A 21,208-nucleotide genomic window follows, 5' to 3' on the forward strand; every position below is an offset into this window, starting at 1 on the left:
TTTACATAAAATACTGGTCTAGTTTCGTGATGTCTTTTTTAAGCAATTTGTCCTTTGATAACTTCAAAAGATATTATTTTTCAGTTGACATACTACCGCAGGTCTTTTCAAAATACAATTTTATAACTTTTAGTATACATAACATTATACATGTTCCCTGCTAAATAAGCTGAATTTTCACTCTCAATTGAGTATAAAAGAGTGGTTATTTTCAAATAAATTTGGGCATGTTGTTTCTATAGCATATATGGAAAGGACACAATGTAGATGGAGGCAATACAATCAATTGAGGAAAAAGGTGTAGCAACAGCTATATTTCAATTTATATTCCCGTTTTCTTTTAAAACTGGATATGAACAAAATATGTTCCCTTTCTTACAAAAAAACGATTTTCGTCCTTTTCGGCTCGATCATCTCGATGATGAAAATACATATTATGGGGAGTTTAAAGTTTCACATCAAAATATGGAAGCATACTATCTTTCATTTACCAATAAAATTCTCTTTCCTCACTCAGAGCATCAAAAGGGCTTGCAACGTTATTCAAAGGACCTTAACTTAACTGGACATTTAACAACAAACCTTATTTCAATCCCATTCAAGATACACTCTATTGATGTAACACTTTGTCCTTATGAACTTGGCTTCTTAACAATTCGAACAGAAGTAAACACTGCTCTAAACATGACTTTATCTGAAGCAATCGAATTCGCTGCTCGCTTCCGTGTACTTGAAACTAAAAATGATACAAATGAGACTATTTGTATTGAATGTAACGGAAAAAAGTATTCCCAAGTGGAAAAATTCATTTTTGGTTATTTATTTCATGGTGTAACTGATTTCTTTGAAAAGAAGAGATTAAGAAGTTCATACTTTCAAACCTTCCCTTTCTTCGAAGACCAAAGAATGTACGTCCAAACTTTATTGTCACTAAAAGAAGGTATGGAACTTAATGAAGTGGATGTTTATCGTACTTCTAGTCTTTCCGGATTAACAAGTGATGGTAAGCCATATGTGAGTGCAAATAACCTTCCTTACATTCATGACTATTTAAAAAAACACGCTTACCAGAGATGGGCTCCAAATCGTTATTTCATAATGGAAGAACATATTTTTACATGTGTAACAAGTGAAGGAGAACGCGAAATCGCTAAACTTGCTAGTCAAATGTACGGGGAATTTTATTACGCTTTATTATTAAACCTATTCCATAAAATTGTTTTATTAAAAATGGCGAACGCCTATGCTGAGCTAAATATTGAACAAGATACTAATGAAATAGAGAAATTAATTTATTCGATCAATTCGTTCACTGCTAATTATTTTTCTTTAGAATTAGTATCCCAATCACAGAGTGAAGATATTTTCTTCCGCTTAAGAAAACTTTTTAATATTGAGGTTCTATACTCGAACGCGAAACAAAATCTTGATAGTTTGTTTAAATATCAAGAAAATGTCGCTTCTAAAAAAGATAGCCTTTTATTATTAATTTTAACGCTCTACTCTGTAGTGGGCCAAATGTTAGGGTTTACTATGATTGACCTTTTAAGAAACACCGATTCAAACAAAATATCGTCACCTCTTGAATTTTTCGCTCTATTAATTGCGATTAGCGGCATTGTCATTTCACTTATTTTAGGAGCCCAAAGTTTATACCAATGGGGTCTACAACATAAACGAAGAAAAGCTTGGGTAAAACAAACTGTACTTTCTGCCGTTAAAGAGAAAGAAGATAAAAATTAAAGAAGATTATTTTCAAATTCTTGGCCCGCTGCAGTAAGTGAATTTTTATCAGCGATTTTCCCATTATATCGGCGCAACTCGAAATATATCAGCGATTTTTTTAATATATCGACTTACCGACAAATAACAGGACCGGATAATAAAAAAAGGGTGCTCCAAAATTAAACTTGGAGTACCCCTTTTATTATACGAATTCAGTTTACTTCCCTGCTTCGATTTGCTCTAATGCAGCAGCTACTTGCTCTTCCGTTAATTCATGTTGTATTACGTAGCGGTTACGTGGACTTACACGACATTCATGAGAACATGCACGTAAATATTTCGCTTCGTTTTCTTCAGAACATAAAATTTTCTTATTACATTCTGGATTTGAACAGTTTACATAGCGCTCACAAGGTTCACCTGTAAAGTGGTCTTTACCAACGATAACATGTTCTTTTTGGTTTACTGGTACAGCAATACGCTCATCGAACACGTAACATTGTCCATCCCAAAGCTCACCTTGTACCTCTGGGTCTTTTCCGTACGTTACAATTCCGCCGTGAAGCTGACTTACATCTTCATAGCCTTCACGAACTAACCAACCAGAAAACTTCTCACAACGAATTCCGCCTGTACAATAAGTTAAAATCTTTTTACCTTCAAGTACTTCTTTATTTTCACGAATCCAATCTGGTAATTCACGGAATGATTCGATATCAGGTTTAATCGCACCTTTGAAGTGACCTAAATCAAACTCATAATCATTTCGTGCATCAATGATAACTGTATCTTCTTGTTTCATTGCTTCATAAAAATCTTTTGGTTCTAAATACTTGCCAGTTATTTCGTGTGGGTTAATGTCATCTTCTAGACGAAGTGTAACTAACTCTGGACGAGGACGCACGTGCATTTTCTTGAATGCATGACCATCAGCTTCATCTATTTTAAATACAATACCGTCAAAACGTGGATCATTGTTCATTGCTTCCATGTATTTCTCTGTTTGTTCTACAGTTCCTGAACAAGTTCCGTTAATACCTTCTTTCGCTACAAGAATTCTTCCTTTTAATTCAAGTGAATTACAAAATTCTAAATGCTCTGCCGCGAATTCTTCTGGGTTTTCAATTGTTGTGTACATGTAATATAGTAATACTCTGTATGGTTTTGTAGTTGCCAATGTATTTCTACCACCTATCTAATTTTTAAAATCATGTATAAGTTAACGTTCATATCAAAACATATATAATAAGAAAATGAATCCCATTTTCTTTTCTTTATACTATTTTCTATCAGTTAACAAAAATAAAAAACAAGATTACACATCAAAACACTATGGTTATGTTGTAATCCCAATATATTATATATCATACAAATGCAATTCCATCAATTAATATGCTGGATTATCGGCTTTATGTTCACATAAATTTCAAAATTGACCCTTTAATTTATTATGTTTCCCCACGTCATCACACCATAAACTCCCAATTTATTTTACGTTATCACACCATCCATTGCATAAAGGCATATAATTTGCATTAAGGAAACTTTCGTGTTCAAATGAAATTATCATATAACATATTGAAATGTATTGAAATAATGAGTAAGAATAAATACAATAATTTCATCAAGTTAACATTTTAAAGGGGAAAACTACTATGAATAAAGATATAACAAAAGATGAACATCTCCCTTCTGAAAGTACAACTGTACAATCAGCTCATTTAGCTTTAAGTGGAGAAACAAAAGGCTGGAAAAGACTGTTACCATTTTTAGGGCCCGCTTTTATCGCGTCCGTTGCTTATATTGATCCTGGCAACTTTGCTACAAATATCGCAGCTGGTTCACAATATGGATATTTACTATTATGGGTTATACTCGCTTCTAACTTAATGGCTGTATTAATCCAAACTTTATCGGCTAAATTAGGAATTGCTACAGGAAACAATTTACCCGAAATAGCTCGTGAAAACTTTCCAAAGCCTGTGTCTATCGGCTTATGGATACAAGGTGAACTAGTTATTATGGCTACAGATTTAGCGGAATTTATTGGAGCTGCATTGGGGCTTTACTTACTATTTGGAATCCCCATGCTACCTGCCGCTTTAATTACAGCAGCCGGATCATTTATTATCCTTGAATTTCAACGTAGAGGATTTCGTCCACTAGAAGCTATTATTACAGGAATGATTTTCATTGTAGTAATTGCTTTTGGGATTCAAGTTTTTTATGCAAAACCAGAATTAAGTCCCCTTCTTTCAGGACTATTTATTCCAAAATTCCAAGGTGTAGACAGTATATTACTTGCAGCAGGGATTTTAGGTGCGACAGTTATGCCGCATGCAATATACTTGCATTCTGCATTAACACAACGCCGTGTGGTCGGAACAACTGACGAACAAAAGAAAAAGATTTTTCGTTTCGAATTTATCGATATTATTATTGCAATGGTTATTGCTGGAGCAATTAATGCAAGTACGTTAATTGTAGCAGCTGCACTATTTTTTAAAAATGGCTTGCACGTTGAAGATTTAGATGTTGCTTACACTCAATTTACCAATTTAGTAGGTCCTGTATCGGCTGCATTATTTGGGATTGGACTTTTATCAGCAGGACTATCTAGCTCTTCTGTCGGTACAATGTCGGGTGATATTATTATGCAAGGTTTCATTCGCATGCATATTCCGTTATATTTACGCCGATTTATTACAATGATTCCACCACTAGTAATTATCGCTTTAGGTGTAAATCCAACATACGCTCTAGTCATGAGCCAAGTCGTCTTATCATTCGGTATTGCATTTGCATTAGTGCCACTTATTATGTTTACAAGTAATAAAAAGATTATGGGTGCACTCGTTAACCACCGCATAACAACATTTATCGCATGGATAATTGCTGCTCTCGTTATCGTTTTAAATATCTTCTTACTGTATCAAACATTTGTAGGGTAATGAAAAAGGGTATTCCAATTTTAATTTGGAATACCCTTTTTGGATGAAATGATTTTCTTCTAGTTACCACTTATGTATGCCCCTCTTTCCGGCATCATCACACCATTTTCAGTTCGAAAGTAAAGTGGCAATCCTTCCGCAAAAAACATACTTACTTTGGACGGATCTTGCCTTTGATGATGAATATGTAAATGCGGCTCACTTGAACTTCCTGAGTTACCAACTTGCGCAAGAATATCCCCTTCATTTACACGTTGCCCTTCTTTTACTTTAATTGAGCCTTTCTTTAAATGACCAAGGAACAAAAATGTGCCCGTTTCATCTAGTCGTAAATAAATATGATTACCAGCCATTGACTGAAAATTATCCGATCCCGGAACTAAATCTTGTTCATTATTATTAATTGATACAACCGTCCCAGAAGCTGGCGCCATTACTTTTGCTCCATATATTCCGTAATCCTCTAACTTACTACTTTTCACTTCAGCAGGTGGAATGAGAATATCATATGCCCACCTTTCATTTGGTTTTATAACGTGATAGTTCGTTTCTAACCGATCACCACCCCAACCGATTAATGCTCGTTCCTTCAAAGGAAAACGAACTACTACTTTAGGACTCATAGATTGTATATCTGCTGGGTAAGCAATTCTACCTATATTAGCAAACCAACCGAAAGGCCAAGCTCCAATTATAGAAAACAGAATGATTAAAAATAGCGTTCTATCTATCCGCTTTCTAAAAATGCCTTTCCAAAAAAATATTATTATTGATCCTATTAAGAGAAAAACGGAAATTACACTAAAAGCCTGTATACTCCACCAAACAAAGACTGATGTAACACCATTAGCTACATAAACTAAGATCCAACTTATAATTAAAAAAGAAACTATAATTACTAATAAAAATTTCTTCCACATGTCGCATCCCTACTCTCATATCCTTTTTCTCAATGATACAAAGTAAAAATTACGACATATAAAAGAAATACTTACGACTTTCTTACTTTTTTATACTGCGGTAATTTCACAGTAAAAACTGTTTCTTTATCATTACTACGTACAGTGATATCCCCTTGATGGAGCTCGGCTATACTTTTTGAAATTGCAAGTCCTATTCCTTTACCGCCCGTATGAGAACTACGTGATTTTTCACTACGATAAAACTTCTCAAAAATGTAAGGAAGGTCCTCTTTCGGAATGCATTGTCCAAAATTTTTAATTTCTACTTCAACATTCATTGTTTTATTGAAAATTTCAATTGCAATTCCCTTTCCATCTCTCCCGTACATAATACTATTACCTATTACATTTTCAAATAGTCTCACTATAAGTGTCACATCAACTTCTACATGTAGCACTTCATCACTTTTAATATAAAAGCTCATATTGGCATCATCTAATTGTGGTACAAAGTCAATCATGATTTGTTCAATTAATGCTTTCATATCTACTTCATCTTTATGTAATTCAATCTCTCTATAATTTATTTGACAGTATTCTAATAAATCATCTACTTGATTTTTTAATTCATAACTTTTTCGCTTTAATATACTTACATACTGTTCACATTCTTCTCCATTCGAATGAAGTTTATTTCCTAACAGGTCCGCATAACCGATTAAAGATGTTACTGGCGTTCGTAAGTCATGAGAAATATTACTAATCATTTCATTTTTCATTTCCTGTGATTTTTTTTCATTCTCGATAGACTCTTTTAAACTTTTCGCCATTCTATTAACATTTGCCGCTAGTTCACCAATCTCGTCATTTTTCAAAATAGGTATATGTATTTCAAAATTACCGTCACTTATTTCCTTCACGTTCTTGTTAATTTGAGACAACCTTTTCATCAGTGTTTTTGTCATTAATGCAAAGTATGTTGTAGTAAAAATCAAAAAAACTATAAAATATAAAAATGAATATTTTTCCTCTAAAACATTAACCTGACTATATATATTTCCAACCAAAATTTGAAACACTATTATACTTACAGTCGCTAACAAGATGCTACATATGAATGCGATAAAAAACTTAGCTCTAATGCCTTGTAATGATTTAATCTTCAATTTTATATCCGACTCCCCAAACATTTTGTATAAACTTCGGTTCTTTTGGATTCTCTTCAATTTTATTTCTCAATCTTGCAATATGAACCATTACTGTATTATTACTTTCATAGGCTCTTTCGTTCCAAACGCTCTCATATATTTCTTCAATTGTGAACACACGATTCCTTGCAGCTGCCATTAAGTGTAAAATATCATATTCAGTTTTCGTAAGATTGATTCTCTCTCCATATAACATTACTGTTCTCGACACTTCATCTATTTCTAAACCTCTAATATTTATTTTCTTTTCCATTACTTGGGGAGCATTTTGATTGAAATATGTATACCTTCTTAATTGAGCTTTCACTCTTGCTATAAATTCAATTGTACTGAACGGCTTCACAATATAATCATCTGCCCCAGTACTAAATCCAATTACCTTATCTACATCCGATGATTTCGCGCTTAAAAACATAATTGGTAAACTATGTTTCTCTCTAATCCTTCTACAAAGTTCTATACCATCCATTTGAGGCATCATAATATCCAAAATAGCAAGTTGAATACTGTTATTATTTATTATTTCTAAAGCCTCTTCTCCGTTATGAGCACTAAAAACTTTAAAACCTTCTTGTTTTAAATTCACATTAATAAATTGAATAATATCTTTATCGTCATCTACAATTAATATCGAATTTTTTTCCATTTCCAAACCTCTTTTTTGAAATATATTCCACATCTAAGTTTATCATAAATCAAATCTACCCTTACACCTTGAATAATCTTTATTTTCAGATTAAATTATATAATAACAAATACATTCTATTTTCATGTGAAAAGGAGCGAAAATATGTTTCCTTTATTAAAAACTGAAAGACTTATTTTAAGAGAACTTACCGAAGAAGATGCACCGCGTATACTACAATGCTTTTCTAATACTAATGTACTGCGCTATTATGGCCAAAAACCGTTACAAGATGTTGATCAAGTGAAACAAATCATTCATAACTTTAAGTTGAGTTACAATGCAAGAAGCGGTATAAAATGGGGAATCGAATTAAAAGACAAGAAAGAACTCATCGGTACCATTGGTTTTCACGATTGGTCTTCTGAGCATAAACGAGCCAATATAAGTTATGCCTTTTTGCCTGAACACTGGGGAAAAGGATATGCGACTGAAGCTGTTTCTGAGGTTATATCATACGGTTTCCATACGATTCATTTAAAGCGGATTGGAGCAATTGTATTTCTTGAAAATGAAGCTTCCAATAAAGTACTATTAAAATTAGGTTTTGAAAAAGAAGGCGTTCTAAAAAATTATATGTATCAAGATGATATCCCATATGATACGAATTTTTACGCTTTATTAAAATCAGTTTAATAGAATTTATGTGTAAAAAACCTTACTTTTAAAAAGTAAGGTTTTTTGTATTTATTCATTAGCAATATAAGCATTCTTATAAGTATAAATACCACCAAATTGATGCTTTTCAATTCCTTTTACATAATCCTTTTGTACATATGCTGAGCCAATATGATAAAGCGGCGCCACCGCAGCATCTTCTAATAATACCTGCTCGGCTTCTCGCAACGCTTCCCATCGTTTTTCCGTATCTAGTACAAAATCCGTTTTCGCTTTCTTTATTAATTCATCGTAACGAACATTAGAATAATTCATTTTATTATTCGGATTCCCTGTCGTAAATAACTCTAAATAACTAATTGGGTCTTTATAGTCAGGTCCCCAATTTGCCATAGTTATATCGTAATCACCTATTTGTTCTAACTGTAATTTTTGCTTAAATGGCTGTTGTTTAATTTGTATCGCGAGTCCTTGCAAATTCTTCTCTAAATCACCTTTTATATATTCTGCCATACGTATTGCGTTATCTTGTTCGAACGTTAAGAACCCTAGGTTTACTTGTTCTACCCCAAGCTCTTTTTTCGCTTCTTCCCAAAGTTTTTTCGCATTTTGCAAATCATATGAGGAAATATCTCCATTTTCTTTTCTAAAATCTTTACCAGTCACTTCATTTACATGACCAACTGGTACAAGTCCACTTGCAGGTTTTGCTCCGTTATTAATAAAGTGAGCAACGAAATCATCTTTATTTAACGCTAATGAAATAGATTGACGCACCTTTTTATTTGCTAACGCGTTATTTTTTTCATTAAAACGAAGCATAGCAATTCCAGGATCACTCGACATATGTAATTCCTTATTCCCTTTATACTTGTCTACAACTTGCGAATTAATAGGTACTCGATCCAAATCTCCGGCTTCATATAAATTTACAGCTGTCATTGTATCCTTTAGGATATGAAAGTTTATTTCATCTAATTTCACTTTCTTTCGATCCCAATATGTAGTATTTTTCTTTAATTGAAACTCTTGTTCATGCTTCCATTTTTCTAATACAAATGGACCGTTATATATGAGATTACTAGGTTCCAATGCATAATTGTTTCCTTGTTCTTTCAAAAATGATTCATGCTGTGGTAAGTATATAGGTAGTGCTAACAACTGTAAAAAATACGGAACTGGCTGTTCGAGTTCAACTTCTAACGTATAATTATTTATCGCTTTAACCCCAAGTGCATCAAGAGGCATTGTTCCCTTATTGATCTCTTTCGCATTTTTTACATAAAAGAGCATGGACGCATATTGAGAGGCTGTTTCAGGGTTAATTGCACGTTTCCAAGCAAATATAAAATCATTTGCTGTTACATTATCCCCATTTGACCATTTTGCATCTTTACGCAAGTCAAATGTATATTTCTTACCATCTTCACTTCTTTTAAACGATTTTGCTATGGCTGGAGTAGGCTGATCTTGATCGTTTAATACATATAACCCTTCAAATATATTCTGCATAATGTGTGCTGATGTACCATCTGTTGTTTTCACAGTGTCCAGAGAAGGAATTTCTTCTGATACTGTTACATTTAACACTTGTTTTTTAACCTCTATGTCACTTTTATCCGCTTTATTATTACAAGCTGTTAATAATAAAGATGTAACAAGTGTCATTACCATTAAATGGCTCTTTTTTCGCTTCATGAGTTGTTCTCCTTAAATATAAAATATTATAAAGCGTAATATATTATAGCAGAAATACTAACAGAAAGATGCGACATTCTTTTGAATATTTATTCGTTCAAGAAAAAAGCTATCCTTTTAAAAGGATAGCTTTTTCAACTGCCACATAATTATCTATCTTTGCAGACCTCGTTTATAACGACTTGCTTCAAATATAATACGCTCTTCATCTAACGTTTTACATTCGCCATTCCAAACGACACGTTTTCCATTAATAATTACATCGCTTATATCTTTTCCACTAGCAGCATATACAAGGTGTGATAACACTTCATCCGCTGGTTGTAAATGCGGCTTATTAGACGGGTCAATCGTAATAAAATCAGCACACTTACCAGCTTCTAGTGACCCTGTTTGTTTCATCCCGATTACTTCAGCAGCCCCTTTAGTCGCAAGTGTAAGAGCTGTTTCAACTGGTAATGCTGTTGCATCTTGGTGAATACCTTTTTGTAATAAAGTCGCTATGCGCATTTCTTCAAACATGTCTAAATTATTGTTAGATGCAACACTATCTGTTGCAATTCCTACTTTTATTCCTGCTTCTAGCATCGCTTTTACATTCGCTATACCAGAACCTAGTTTTAAATTACTATTTGGGTTATGTGCTACTCGAACATCATGTTCTGCCAAAAATGCACGCTCATCATCATTTAATACTACACCGTGTGCAATAACTGTTGGGCGTTTAAACAATCCGCAGCTCGCTGCATATTCTACTGGACGTTTTCCGTACTGTGCTTCAATATCACGTACTTCACGCTCTGTTTCAGAAAGGTGGATATGAACCATTGTTTGATTCTCTACTGCAATCCGTGCGCACTCTTCTAACAATTCTGTACTACATGTATATGGACTATGTGGTGCAACCATCGTAGTTAACATGCCACTTTCGTTATAGTAACGCTTCACATATTTCTCAGCTTCTTCAATCGCTTTCTTTTCATCGTCTTTCGTTCCGAAGCTAAATAAAGTCCTTGAAACAGCAGCTCGCATCCCGCTCCTTGATACCGTTTCCATAATTGCGTCTTGATCTACTCCAATTGGATTAAACATGTCAGAGAATGATGTTGTACCACTTTTCACCATCTCAAGTAATCCTAATTCCGTACTAGCGACCGCAATTTGGGGAGTAAATTGACTTTCCAGTGGCCAAATTCTCGTCTCAAGCCACGGCTGTAATAACATATCATCGCCAATACCTCTTAGGAGACTCATTACAACGTGTGTATGTGTATTTACAAGCCCTGGTAAAACCCACTTTCCTTTCATGTCAATTACTTCATCTACTTCAAAATCATTAGCGAATTCTCCGCTCTTTACATCTATAATTTGATCATTTTCTACAATGATATATCCATTTTCTATCACTTCGTTTTGTTCATTCATCGTTACAATTGTAGCGTTTTCAAAAGTATTTCCCCTTTCAACTCTATGAAGTTCCCTTTAATAAGTTACCACCATTATAGTAACTTATTAAAGATTAAGAGTCAAAAGATAATTTTAATTCTTTCGTTATTTTTCCCTTCAAAATGCTATATTGTTTTTCATTTGTATCTGCAAATGCTTCTTCCCGATTTGACTTTTCATCCATATAATTCAATTTCCCATTGAATTGAGTCTCTGTAAAATCAAATCTCTGCCCATCTATAAAGTTATAAAAGTGCCATACCTCTCTTACTTTTGTCTTTTTAATTTCTCCTCCATATATGTCTTGAACGACAAGAGCTGTAACACCACATTGTCCCTTTGCTGGGTTTTCAATTATCCACTTTGAACTTGTTTCAATCGACCACGATTTTATTAGTGCTTCATATATTCTTTTTTCCTTTACATCATCCATTCTAATCTTCCCCTACTATTAATAGTTTTACACATCATATTTCAAAAGAGGCAGTACACGACCCTTAAAGACAGTTGATGGTGTCTCTCCTATTAACTGTGCTCCCATTTTCAAGTAATATCCTTTTGCATTCGGATCACTATCAATCGTAAAACTTTTTAATCCTAGTTCATTGGCTTTTTCTATTACATACTCCCAAAGTATTTTCCCGTAACCTTTTCCTTTGTAATCAGGATGAATGTACAAGAAATCGAGAGCTTTATCATTACGTAAAAATGAGAAAAAACCAATCTTCGCATTATCGTTTTCTAAAACATATACAAAATTATTTTTTATGTATTCTTCTGTAATTGTTAAATCTTCCTTACAAGCAAGTATGAATTCTTCACTATAATCCCACGTTGCTTTTGATTGTAGTGCGAGTTCACTTAATTCATTTGCTTCACTTAATAACGCTTCTCTTATCTTCATGATTCTTTTTCCTCACCTTCGATATGTAAACTACTAAATTGATTCGGAAAGCACTTCAAAAAACCTTTTATTTTCATAAATTAGAGATTATTTTTATAAATCTTTATTATAACCAGTACAATTTTCAACAATTTTTTTAAAGAAAAAGAACGCCATCCCTAAAAGTTGGCGTTCTCTTTTTCTAAAATTTAATCTTCAAACTCACTCATTCATTTTACTATTTTGTACGATACAAACCTATACAGTTTCTACTACCGCTTCAAGCATTGTTCCATTTTTAGCATAATTCGTATGCCAAGAAAAAGCTTTTTCTAAAATATGAGGAGTTTGTCCACCTCTTGTTTTTGCTTCTTCGTAATAAGCACGTAGTTGATCACGATACATTGGATGTGCGCAATTCTCAATAATAAGTTCCACTCTTTCTCTTGGCGCAAGTCCCCTTAAGTCGGCATACCCCTGTTCAGTGACGATAACATCTACATCATGTTCAGTATGGTCTACATGAGAAACGAAAGGAACAATACTTGAAATGTTACCACCTTTCGCAATCGATTTAGTAACAAAGATAGCTAAGCGTGCATTTCTTGCAAAATCACCAGACCCACCAATACCATTCATCATTTTTGTACCTAAAACGTGAGTAGAGTTAACATTTCCGTATATATCTAATTCTAATGCAGTATTAATTGAGATTAATCCAAGGCGACGAATGATTTCAGGATGATTGGAAATCTCTTGCGGACGCATCATTAATTTGTCACGATATTTTTCAAAGTTAGAAAATACTTGTTGCATTTTCTCTTCAGAAAGCGTGATAGAACAACAAGAAGCAAAATTGACTTTTCCAGCATCCATAAGTTCAAAAACTGCATCTTGTAAAACCTCGGAATATACTTCTAAATCTTCAAATTCTGAATCTAACATTCCATGCAATACGGCGTTAGCCACTGAACCAATTCCTGATTGTAACGGCGCTAAACGATTTGTTAATCGGCCTACTTTAACTTCTTCTCGAAGGAATTCTATTAAATGCTGTGCCATAATAACAGTTTCTTCATCCGGAGGAACAATTGTCGATGGCGAATCCAATTGATTCGTAAACACAATTCCCTTTACTTTTTCAGGATCAATTGGAATACCGATTGTTCCAATTCGGTCATCTGTTTTCACAAGCGGAATTGGAAGCCTCTCCCCTTGTTTACCTGGTTCATATAGATCATGTAGCCCCTCTAATTGCGCGGATTGAGCCATATTCATTTCAATAATAATAGACTTAGCATTTAAGGAAAACGCTAAGGAATTTCCAATTGAAGTGGTTGGAATAATCATTCCGTCCTCTGTAATCGCAACCGCTTCCAAAATAGCGAAATCTATATCCAGAACGTCAGCGCGGAGTAACTCTGCTGTATGAGACAAGTGTTGATCCACAAATAAAAAGTCTCCGTTATTAATTCCTTTTCGCATAGTCGCGTCAGCTTGGAAAGGTAATCTTTTCCCTAAAATTCCTGCCTCAGCAAATAATTTGTCTACATCCGAGCCTAAAGAAGCCCCAGTATAAACATTTACTTTAAAAGATTCATCATTCTTAACTCGGTTTACAAGCGCAAATGGGACTGCTTTTACATCACCTGCACGTGTAAACCCACTTAAGCCTAAAGTCATTCCACTTTGAATCCAGGAGGCTGCTTCTTCAGGTGTAACTACCCGATCTTTTAGACGTTGATCTCTGATTCTATCTAAATTATTCTCCATATGTAATCCCTCTCTCATTGAATATTCATAATTATTTTACACATTAACACTATCAAAATAGGGATTTTAGTATACAATGCCGAAAATTCAGACAGAACAGCAAATCTAGGTTCTAAAGCAGAAAAATTTAGAATCCTAGAAGCTTACGGAAATAACTAGCGTATGATTGACTAACTGGTACTCTCTCACCATTATCCATCGAAAGTACAAAAGTAGAATGGGTATCAGGATAAATCGCTTTAATATGATTAACATTTACAATAAACGAACGGTGACATCTAATAAATGAATCTTTCGGAAGCAAGTATTCGAATTCTTGCAGAGAGTATTTATGTGTTCCTGATAACTCTTCTGAATTCACGTACGTCTTTTTATCTTTAGCCTCTAAATACATAACCTTTGAAAAAGGAACCGGAATCCAGCCGTCTGTTGTTTTTAAAGTAACGACTGACTTTCCATCCGTTAAAGCTGGATAAATTGCCGTTACGCACCCTTCAAGCTTTCCATTGTTTGAAAATGGTACAGCCATTCCATGATAAGGAATACCAAAAACATCCCGATTCATAAACTCAGATGTTTTTTGATTCATCACCATCGCTTTATGAGCAATCGTTCCTTCCTTTATAGGATCCCCGACACTAATCTTTAAATCAATTCGTTTACTTGGCCGATAGTAAATATATTCTTTCGTATTCGAAACAGCAATGGAAATTTCATCTGAAAATAATTCCCCAACAACATCTAGTAATAAACCTAATGTTCTATCTTCCATTCTATTAACACCTCATTCACTATTATACTACTATTATGAACGAGCATCTGTTGCTTTATAAAAAGTTTGATTTTAGGTTACTTTTAAAATTAGTTTTATTCACTATTACTTCGTTACTACAAAAAACCTCACTTCAGAAAAGTGAGGTTTCCTCTCATACAATATTTCTTTATTTTTTGAACGACTATAGAATAAGATTTATTTTTTATTAAGTAAAGTGAATTTAAGAATTTATTGCCCCTATTTCTGTATAATAAATAATCCCAAATTACAAACAGTTTGGGATTATCTTTCTCATTTATTATGCGCATCTAACCACGAAATTAAATCTTTAAATACTTCATCCTTATTTACTTCATGAAACATTTCATGTCTACCATTTTCATATAAACGTAGTGTCACGTCTTTCACACCACATTTTTTATAGTTTTCATATACTTCTTTTACACCTTTCCCCATATCGCCAACAGGATCACGATCACCAGAGAATATATGTATTGGAAGATTCTTTGGCGTCTTCTTGTATTCTTCTAGTTTATTTACTTCTAATACTCCAGAAAATAATTCTCGGTAAAAACTCGTCGTACAAATGAAACCACATAACGGATCCGCAATATATTTATCAACTTGATTATTATCTGAAGATAACCAATCAAATTTTGTACGATTTGGCTTAAAGTTCGAATTGAAGTTTCCAAAAGATAAAAAGTTTAACATTGGACTTTTCGTTTTTGCCCCGCGCAATTTCATTTCGATTGTTGCTACTTTATGACCAATAGCTCCTAAAAGCCCTGGATTTCCACCTGTTCCTGAAATCAGAAATCCATCGTATAGTTCACCCCTAAGTTGTACAGCACGTCTTGATAAAAAAGAACCCATACTATGTCCAAGTAAAAACAAAGGACTTGACTGCTCTTCTTTTATCCTTTCTGAAACAAAGATAACATCCGATACAACTTGATTCCACCCTATATTTGGTTCAAAATGACCATAATCTTCTTCTTTTTTTACTGTTTTCCCATGTCCTTTATGATCATGCGCATAAACACCATACCCTGCTTCCAATAAAGCATCTACAAATTCTGTATACACCCCTGCATGCTCTGTCATGCCATGTGCAATTTGAATAATTCCTCTCGGATCTCCTTCTGGTAACCATTTACGCAAATAAATTTCCGATCCATCCAATGCCGTAACGAAACTTTCCTGTACATTCATTTCGTCAGCCCCCAACTCTATTATGTATAGCTTTAAGAAAATGAATATCCATTCACTTTTCTTATTTTATATTATATGTAATTGCTTTCATTATGACAAATGATGTATTTTTCAGACTTGCTTTTAAACTAATCTCTTGACGAATTCAAAATAAAATTATATAGTTACTTACATAAAGTAATTATATAATTTTTAGGAGGTTTCTACTATTATGATGCCATCATTATTTTTAGCACACGGTTCGCCTATGCTCGCTATTCAAGATACAGACTATACACGATTTTTAAAAATACTTGGAGAAACATATAAACCGAAAGCAATTGTTATTTTCACTGCTCACTGGGAAAGTGAAGTATTAACGATTTCCTCATCAGATAACGAGTATGAAACAATTTATGATTTTGGAGGTTTTCCCCCTGAGTTATACGAAATCAAATATCGTGCGAAAGGCTCTTCTCATATTGCATCTATTTTAGAAACAAAATTTAAGAACAAAGGTATTTCAGTCCATCATAATATGACGAGAGGTTTAGATCATGGTTCATGGACACTCCTGCACCGCATGTATCCAGAAGCAAATATTCCTGTCGTGCAAATATCAGTCAATCCATTCCTTTCTGCAAAAGAACAATTTGAAATTGGAGAAGCACTTAAAGGACTCGGACAAGAAGATATTTTAGTAATCGGGAGTGGCGTTACCGTTCATAATTTACGAGCACTGAAATGGAATCAAACTACACCTGAAAAATGGGCAATTGAATTTGATGATTGGATTATTAAACATATGCAGAATAACGATAAAGATGCATTGTTTAATTGGGAGAAAAATGCTCCTCATGCACAATTAGCAGTACCAAGAGCAGAACATTTTGTTCCTTTATTTATCGCTATGGGAAGTAGTGAAAATAGCGGTGAAGTCATTCACCGTAGTTACGAGCTTGGTACATTAAGTTATCTTTGTCTTCGATTTTAAAGAAAAGGATGAAACACATGTTGCTTCATCCTTTTTCTTTTTCATTCACTTAGTTAACTAACTTCCAAACGTTGTTTCTCTGATACTTCTTCGTTCTTATTATGAAAATAAACCCAAATACACGCAATAAATAATAGTGATGATGTAGAGAGGAAAACATATTGGAAGCCTGCATGCGCTGCAATTTGTCCCCCGAGCACTGGCCCAATCATATTTCCTAAAAACTGAAACGACTGATTATATCCAAATATTCGTCCCGTAACATGGGTTGGTGTATGTTGTTTTAGTAGAGTTTGTACGGAAGGCAATAATCCTGCTTGTGCGATACCTAATAAAAATCGAAGAATTAATAGTTGCCAAGCTGAGGTTACAAATGCTTGCGGGATAAAAATAATTCCAGCTGCAAACAACGCTACAACTAACGTTTTTTGAGGACCGATATGATCTGATAATCTTCCTAGTCTTGGTGCTGCCAAAATAACTGCTAATCCTGTCGCTGACATAACTGCACCCGCAATTGTTTCAATATGTGCAGTATGAGGACCTACTAAATTTTTCACGTACAATGTAACAATTGGTTGAACTGACATATTAGCAAGTTGAATAATAAATGTTGTTACAAATAAACTAATAATTAAATGCTTCGCTGGGACCATCGTCCATACTTTTTTCGGCTGTGTTTTTTTTGCTTGAGCAGAGTGATTTTCTTCATGCAAGAAGAAAAAAACGATGAGAAAGGAAAGGAATAAAAAAGCTCCTGTAACAAGAAAGACATGACGCATTCCAATTAACTCAGACAAATAACCTCCAAGTAACGGGCCAAGTAACGAACCGCTCACACCACCAGTTGAAATTGTGGAAATCGCCCAACCTGAATGTTCTTTCGGAGTTTCTGCTGCAATAAATGTCATCGCTGTTGAAAGGAAACCAGATACTGCTCCCATTAAAAATCTTAGTGCGACTAGTTGATACACATCCGTTACAAACCCCATAAGCGTCATAATAATCGCCATACCGAGGCTAGCACGAATAAGCATCAATTTCCGTCCATGTATATCACCAAGCTTTCCCCATATTGGCGATACGATCGCACCCATTAAAAATGTTACACCAAATGCAAGTCCCGACCACTGTGCAATGCTTGAAGTGCCAGTTACTCCTAATTCCTCAATATAAAAAGATAAGAAAGGAATTACTAAACTCATACCGGCTGCAGTGGTAAAACAACCTAGCCAACAAATCATTAAATTCCGTTTCCAGCTGGCCATTTTCACACCTTCTTTCTTTAGATACCCATTCTACACCCTTTCTTGTAAAAAGTTTAGTAATTTGCTTTATATGCAAGATTTACTACAAAACCCGCTATTTTCTAGTAAAAACCACTACATCTCTACATCATTTTCATAATAAAACCAACTCCTCTATATGAAGTTGGTTACTTATTATCTATCGGTATTAAACGAGCATTACAATTTCTCTCGTAAAACTCAATGGGACCTGCTTGTCCAATAATCGCATATTCATATCCATCTTGCTTCATATTATATAAACAATGATGCAATAATTCTTTTCCTACACCTTTCACACGATTTTGTTTCGCTATGCCCATTGGACCAAACAAGCCTTTCTTTCCTCTCACTACATCGTAACAGGCGAAACCAACTATTACTTCCTCCTGCTGTGCAATATAGATAGGTAACTTTTCGTTATATGTCCGAAATCCATAATCAATCGACTGTAACCACCGTTCACCAAATTCATCCACTACAAATCGTGATAACTTATCAAAATCAGAAGGACTAACTCTTCTTACATGACAAAATAATGTATTATAAATAGCTTTAAAACGATTTAAATCAACCGCTAAGTCTCTCGGTGCAGCTGTAATACGTAATATATCTTTTTGCATTTGTGTATGTATAAATCCACCAATATTTGTATCTACACGAAATAATGCATACATAACATGTCCTTCATTTACTACTACTTGCTGAAAGCGTTCCATACGTTTCTTCGCTATTTGTAAAATTTCTATCGCCTTATAAGATAGTTTATATTGCCCTATTTTTTTATACTCTTGATTATGTAAATCGAATTGTTTTCGTAACGAAAGTTTTTCTAAAAAATCTGGACCGACTTTGTGAAACAAATACATAAATAACTCAGCGCAAACTCCTGTACCTTCTTTACACATACCTATAAACAGATGGACTGGGTGAATTATGTTATACTCACTCTCTTTTGCTGCAATCTCCAATATTTTATGCACACGTTTTGTAAATTGAAATTCCTCCATATGTGTTTCCATCCTCTACTAATTTACTAACAAACCGTAACCATAAATAATTGAAACAATTACACCCACTACCAATATACCTGGAAGTAAATTTGCCACCTTGATTTTAATAATACTAAGCAAGTTCAATCCAATAGCAGATATCATAATGCCGCCCGTAGCCGTCATCTCCACTATAAATTGGTTCATTAATTCTTTCGAGACAAAACTATTAATTTGTGTTGCAAAAACTGCAATACCACCTTCATATAAAACAACTGGAATCGCCGAAAATACTACGCCAATTCCTAGAGTTGTCGTTAATATAATAGAAATAAATCCATCGATAATCGCCTTTGTAAATAAAATATCATGATTTCCGCGAATCCCACTGTCAAGTGCACCAAGTATCCCCATCGCGCCAATTGCAAAAATTAAAGTAGCTGTTACAAAACCTTCTGATATGCTACCTTTCCCTTTCGATCCAACTTTATTTTCTAGCCAATCCCCTAAATGTTTTAACTTTTCTTCTAATTGTAACCATTCTCCAATTACCGTACCAATCACTAAACTCAGTATGACAACAAGAAAGTTTTCACTTTTTAATGCCATTTGAAGCCCAAGCACAGTAACCGCTAAACCGATTGCGTGCATTATCGTCCCTTTCATACTTTCTGGAATCCTACTAAATAATTTACCAAGTAAAGTACCAAATATAATACAAATCCCATTTACAACTGCTCCTAATATAACCATTTCTCATTCTTCACCCTTCGAATTCTTTATTTCTATATTTTGGTTTATACATTGATTTACAGGTTATCTATATGTTAACTTAATATTGAGAATATTAACAAATGTTTTCCACTACATAACCCGCTATTTTTTGTAACTTTAATTACCTTTAATAGATTCAGTGTTAATTTAATTGCGGGATAATATTAAAAGGGAAGGTATATATGAAAACTTTACTAAAACGATTTTTGTTAATAGCCTTTTTCATTACACCGATTGTTTTATTAATCAATTACTCTTTTATTTCAAAAGCAAAAGACAAACCCGATTTGCAAAACAAATCTAGTAAAACCGCTTCAAAAAGCGAAAAGAAAATAGAAGACCAAGAAATCACACTCACCTTCTCTGGTGATACAATGTTTGATTGGCAATTACGTCCTATAATCGAAAAGAATGGGGCTGATTACCCATTCCAACATGTAAAAGAAGAAATAAAAAAAGCTGATATTTCTTTTGTGAATTTAGAGTCGGCATTTACAACGAAAGAAAAGAAAGCACCTGGGCAACTGTTTTGGATTAAAAGTGATCCATCTACACTACAAGCTATTAAAAACACTGGATATGACATCGTAAATATTGGGAATAACCACACACTTGATTATGGGCAAGATGGATTATTAGATACGATTTCTCACGTAGAAAAATTAAAGTTCCCTTACATTGGAGCTGGAAAAAATGCGAAAGATGCATATACAGCACGAGAAATGACCGTAAAAGGGAAAAAATTTAAATTTCTTTCCTTCGTTCGATTTATGCCTGATTCTAATTGGGTAGCTGGTGAGAATAAACCTGGCGTTGCGAATGGCTATGATTTAAATCTTGTAACAAAAACAATTAAAGAACAAAAGAAAGATGCAGACTATTTAATCGTCTATATGCATTGGGGCGTTGAAAAATCAAATCGTCCGGTAGAATACCAAAAGCAATATGTACCTAAAATGGTTGAAGCAGGAGCTAACGCAATTGTCGGAAGCCATCCACATTGGCTACAAGGATTTGAGTATTATAATAAAGTTCCTATCGCTTACTCATTAGGTAACTTTTTATTCCCAAGTTATGTGAATGGAAAAAGCGCCGAAACTGGCGTATTAACTTTAACTTTTAAAGGAAAGGATGTCCAAATGTCATTCAATCCTTATATCATTCGCAACAACCAAGTTTCCCCTGTAAATGAGGAAGAAAAGAAAAAAGCTCTTCAATATTTACAAACAATTTCAACTGATGTAGAAATTGATGATATAGGGAAAATAAAAAACAAACGAAACTAGACAGTCCAAGATCTATTT

19 protein-coding genes are annotated in these 21,208 nt (G+C 34.0%); 5 read left to right on the plus strand and 14 right to left on the minus strand.

From position 1 onward, the window contains the following. Window positions 1–267 precede the first annotated feature (267 nt). Window positions 268–1,743 carry a hypothetical protein gene (locus MR168_RS16145; RefSeq protein ID WP_086411631.1) on the plus strand — a complete coding sequence of 492 codons (1,476 nt, stop codon included), beginning with the start codon at window positions 268–270 and terminating at the stop codon, window positions 1,741–1,743. A 199-nt stretch (window positions 1,744–1,942) separates the two neighbouring features. Here MR168_RS16145 and trhO read toward each other — a convergent pair whose 3' ends face one another. Further along, window positions 1,943–2,902, minus strand: a complete 960-nt coding sequence (gene trhO, locus MR168_RS16150) for an oxygen-dependent tRNA uridine(34) hydroxylase TrhO (RefSeq protein ID WP_000246231.1) — start codon at window positions 2,900–2,902, stop codon at window positions 1,943–1,945. A 478-nt stretch (window positions 2,903–3,380) separates the two neighbouring features. On the opposite strand from trhO, the gene MR168_RS16155 reads away from it, so the two are divergent. After that, on the plus strand, window positions 3,381–4,676 hold the full coding sequence (locus MR168_RS16155; RefSeq protein ID WP_242291423.1) for an Nramp family divalent metal transporter: 1,296 nt from the start codon (window positions 3,381–3,383) through the stop codon (window positions 4,674–4,676). A gap of 59 nt (window positions 4,677–4,735) precedes the next feature. On the opposite strand, the gene MR168_RS16160 is transcribed toward MR168_RS16155, so the two are convergent. The 3 genes from MR168_RS16160 to MR168_RS16170 form a co-directional block, all read right to left on the minus strand. Further along, on the minus strand, window positions 4,736–5,596 hold the full coding sequence (locus tag MR168_RS16160) for a M23 family metallopeptidase (protein WP_000265538.1): 861 nt from the start codon (window positions 5,594–5,596) through the stop codon (window positions 4,736–4,738). 71 nt (window positions 5,597–5,667) lie between these two features. Continuing rightward, on the minus strand, window positions 5,668–6,768 hold the full coding sequence (locus tag MR168_RS16165; RefSeq protein ID WP_164876547.1) for a sensor histidine kinase: 1,101 nt from the start codon (window positions 6,766–6,768) through the stop codon (window positions 5,668–5,670). After that, window positions 6,734–7,432, minus strand: a complete 699-nt coding sequence (locus MR168_RS16170; RefSeq protein WP_000414517.1) for a response regulator transcription factor — start codon at window positions 7,430–7,432, stop codon at window positions 6,734–6,736. Before MR168_RS16170 ends, MR168_RS16165 begins: the two co-directional genes overlap by 35 nt. A 144-nt stretch (window positions 7,433–7,576) precedes the next feature. On the opposite strand from MR168_RS16170, the gene MR168_RS16175 reads away from it, so the two are divergent. Next, window positions 7,577–8,107 (plus strand): GNAT family N-acetyltransferase, encoded by a 531-nt coding sequence (locus MR168_RS16175; protein WP_000484225.1) that lies wholly within the window; start codon window positions 7,577–7,579, stop codon window positions 8,105–8,107. Window positions 8,108–8,158: 51 nt separating this feature from the next. Here the strand turns inward: MR168_RS16175 and MR168_RS16180 are convergent, their stop codons facing one another. The 7 genes from MR168_RS16180 to MR168_RS16210 all read right to left on the minus strand — a co-directional run bounded on the left by MR168_RS16180 (window position 8,159) and on the right by MR168_RS16210 (window position 15,879). Continuing rightward, window positions 8,159–9,787 carry a peptide ABC transporter substrate-binding protein gene (locus MR168_RS16180; protein ID WP_140159348.1) on the minus strand — a complete coding sequence of 543 codons (1,629 nt, stop codon included), beginning with the start codon at window positions 9,785–9,787 and terminating at the stop codon, window positions 8,159–8,161. Window positions 9,788–9,940: 153 nt separating this feature from the next. Next, window positions 9,941–11,212, minus strand: coding sequence for a bifunctional S-methyl-5'-thioadenosine deaminase/S-adenosylhomocysteine deaminase (locus MR168_RS16185; protein ID WP_086411629.1), 1,272 nt, complete (start codon window positions 11,210–11,212; stop codon window positions 9,941–9,943). 94 nt (window positions 11,213–11,306) lie between these two features. Beyond that, the gene (locus tag MR168_RS16190; protein WP_000342902.1) at window positions 11,307–11,666 is read right to left on the minus strand and encodes a YunG family protein; all 360 of its coding nucleotides are present in this window, start codon (window positions 11,664–11,666) and stop codon (window positions 11,307–11,309) included. A 27-nt stretch (window positions 11,667–11,693) separates the two neighbouring features. Continuing rightward, window positions 11,694–12,137 (minus strand): GNAT family N-acetyltransferase, encoded by a 444-nt coding sequence (locus MR168_RS16195; RefSeq protein ID WP_000701909.1) that lies wholly within the window; start codon window positions 12,135–12,137, stop codon window positions 11,694–11,696. A gap of 237 nt (window positions 12,138–12,374) precedes the next feature. Then, window positions 12,375–13,889 carry an acetyl-CoA hydrolase/transferase family protein gene (locus MR168_RS16200; protein WP_086411628.1) on the minus strand — a complete coding sequence of 505 codons (1,515 nt, stop codon included), beginning with the start codon at window positions 13,887–13,889 and terminating at the stop codon, window positions 12,375–12,377. Window positions 13,890–14,016: 127 nt separating this feature from the next. Then, window positions 14,017–14,661, minus strand: a complete 645-nt coding sequence (locus MR168_RS16205; RefSeq protein WP_000390211.1) for a LytTR family DNA-binding domain-containing protein — start codon at window positions 14,659–14,661, stop codon at window positions 14,017–14,019. 294 nt (window positions 14,662–14,955) lie between these two features. Next, window positions 14,956–15,879, minus strand: coding sequence for an alpha/beta hydrolase (locus MR168_RS16210; RefSeq protein WP_001102583.1), 924 nt, complete (start codon window positions 15,877–15,879; stop codon window positions 14,956–14,958). Between the two features lie 211 nt (window positions 15,880–16,090). On the opposite strand from MR168_RS16210, the gene MR168_RS16215 reads away from it, so the two are divergent. Then, complete coding sequence (locus MR168_RS16215; RefSeq protein ID WP_006918225.1) at window positions 16,091–16,852, plus strand: DODA-type extradiol aromatic ring-opening family dioxygenase; 762 nt, start codon at window positions 16,091–16,093, stop codon at window positions 16,850–16,852. A gap of 53 nt (window positions 16,853–16,905) precedes the next feature. Here the strand turns inward: MR168_RS16215 and MR168_RS16220 are convergent, their stop codons facing one another. The 3 genes from MR168_RS16220 to MR168_RS16230 form a co-directional block, all read right to left on the minus strand. Continuing rightward, window positions 16,906–18,120 carry a multidrug efflux MFS transporter gene (locus MR168_RS16220; RefSeq protein ID WP_000179302.1) on the minus strand — a complete coding sequence of 405 codons (1,215 nt, stop codon included), beginning with the start codon at window positions 18,118–18,120 and terminating at the stop codon, window positions 16,906–16,908. Between the two features lie 167 nt (window positions 18,121–18,287). Further along, complete coding sequence (locus tag MR168_RS16225; RefSeq protein WP_103597463.1) at window positions 18,288–19,148, minus strand: GNAT family N-acetyltransferase; 861 nt, start codon at window positions 19,146–19,148, stop codon at window positions 18,288–18,290. Window positions 19,149–19,166: 18 nt separating this feature from the next. Further along, window positions 19,167–19,883 (minus strand): DUF554 domain-containing protein, encoded by a 717-nt coding sequence (locus tag MR168_RS16230; RefSeq protein ID WP_000236032.1) that lies wholly within the window; start codon window positions 19,881–19,883, stop codon window positions 19,167–19,169. Window positions 19,884–20,086: 203 nt separating this feature from the next. Here MR168_RS16230 and MR168_RS16235 point away from each other — a divergent pair, with 203 nt between their 5' ends. Then, window positions 20,087–21,190, plus strand: a complete 1,104-nt coding sequence (locus tag MR168_RS16235; protein ID WP_086411627.1) for a CapA family protein — start codon at window positions 20,087–20,089, stop codon at window positions 21,188–21,190. Window positions 21,191–21,208: the final 18 nt, after the last annotated feature.

It is taken from the genome of Bacillus cereus group sp. BfR-BA-01356, from assembly GCF_022663635.1.
Lineage (GTDB): Bacteria > Bacillota > Bacilli > Bacillales > Bacillaceae_G > Bacillus_A > Bacillus_A cereus.

Bases quoted from the DNA above. Each gene is read 5' to 3' on its own strand.
- MR168_RS16145 (WP_086411631.1), top strand. From the start codon at position 268: ATGGAGGCAATACAATCAATTGAGGAAAAAGGTGTAGCAACAGCTATA.
- MR168_RS16155 (WP_242291423.1), top strand. From the start codon at position 3,381: ATGAATAAAGATATAACAAAAGATGAACATCTCCCTTCTGAAAGTACA.
- MR168_RS16160 (WP_000265538.1), bottom strand. From the start codon at position 5,596: ATGTGGAAGAAATTTTTATTAGTAATTATAGTTTCTTTTTTAATTATA.
- MR168_RS16165 (WP_164876547.1), bottom strand. From the start codon at position 6,768: ATGTTTGGGGAGTCGGATATAAAATTGAAGATTAAATCATTACAAGGC.
- MR168_RS16170 (WP_000414517.1), bottom strand. From the start codon at position 7,432: ATGGAAAAAAATTCGATATTAATTGTAGATGACGATAAAGATATTATT.
- MR168_RS16175 (WP_000484225.1), top strand. From the start codon at position 7,577: ATGTTTCCTTTATTAAAAACTGAAAGACTTATTTTAAGAGAACTTACC.
- MR168_RS16180 (WP_140159348.1), bottom strand. From the start codon at position 9,787: ATGAAGCGAAAAAAGAGCCATTTAATGGTAATGACACTTGTTACATCT.
- MR168_RS16185 (WP_086411629.1), bottom strand. From the start codon at position 11,212: ATGAATGAACAAAACGAAGTGATAGAAAATGGATATATCATTGTAGAA.
- MR168_RS16190 (WP_000342902.1), bottom strand. From the start codon at position 11,666: ATGGATGATGTAAAGGAAAAAAGAATATATGAAGCACTAATAAAATCG.
- MR168_RS16195 (WP_000701909.1), bottom strand. From the start codon at position 12,137: ATGAAGATAAGAGAAGCGTTATTAAGTGAAGCAAATGAATTAAGTGAA.
- MR168_RS16200 (WP_086411628.1), bottom strand. From the start codon at position 13,889: ATGGAGAATAATTTAGATAGAATCAGAGATCAACGTCTAAAAGATCGG.
- MR168_RS16205 (WP_000390211.1), bottom strand. From the start codon at position 14,661: ATGGAAGATAGAACATTAGGTTTATTACTAGATGTTGTTGGGGAATTA.
- MR168_RS16210 (WP_001102583.1), bottom strand. From the start codon at position 15,879: ATGAATGTACAGGAAAGTTTCGTTACGGCATTGGATGGATCGGAAATT.
- MR168_RS16215 (WP_006918225.1), top strand. From the start codon at position 16,091: ATGATGCCATCATTATTTTTAGCACACGGTTCGCCTATGCTCGCTATT.
- MR168_RS16220 (WP_000179302.1), bottom strand. From the start codon at position 18,120: ATGGCCAGCTGGAAACGGAATTTAATGATTTGTTGGCTAGGTTGTTTT.
- MR168_RS16225 (WP_103597463.1), bottom strand. From the start codon at position 19,148: ATGGAGGAATTTCAATTTACAAAACGTGTGCATAAAATATTGGAGATT.
- MR168_RS16230 (WP_000236032.1), bottom strand. From the start codon at position 19,883: ATGGTTATATTAGGAGCAGTTGTAAATGGGATTTGTATTATATTTGGT.
- MR168_RS16235 (WP_086411627.1), top strand. From the start codon at position 20,087: ATGAAAACTTTACTAAAACGATTTTTGTTAATAGCCTTTTTCATTACA.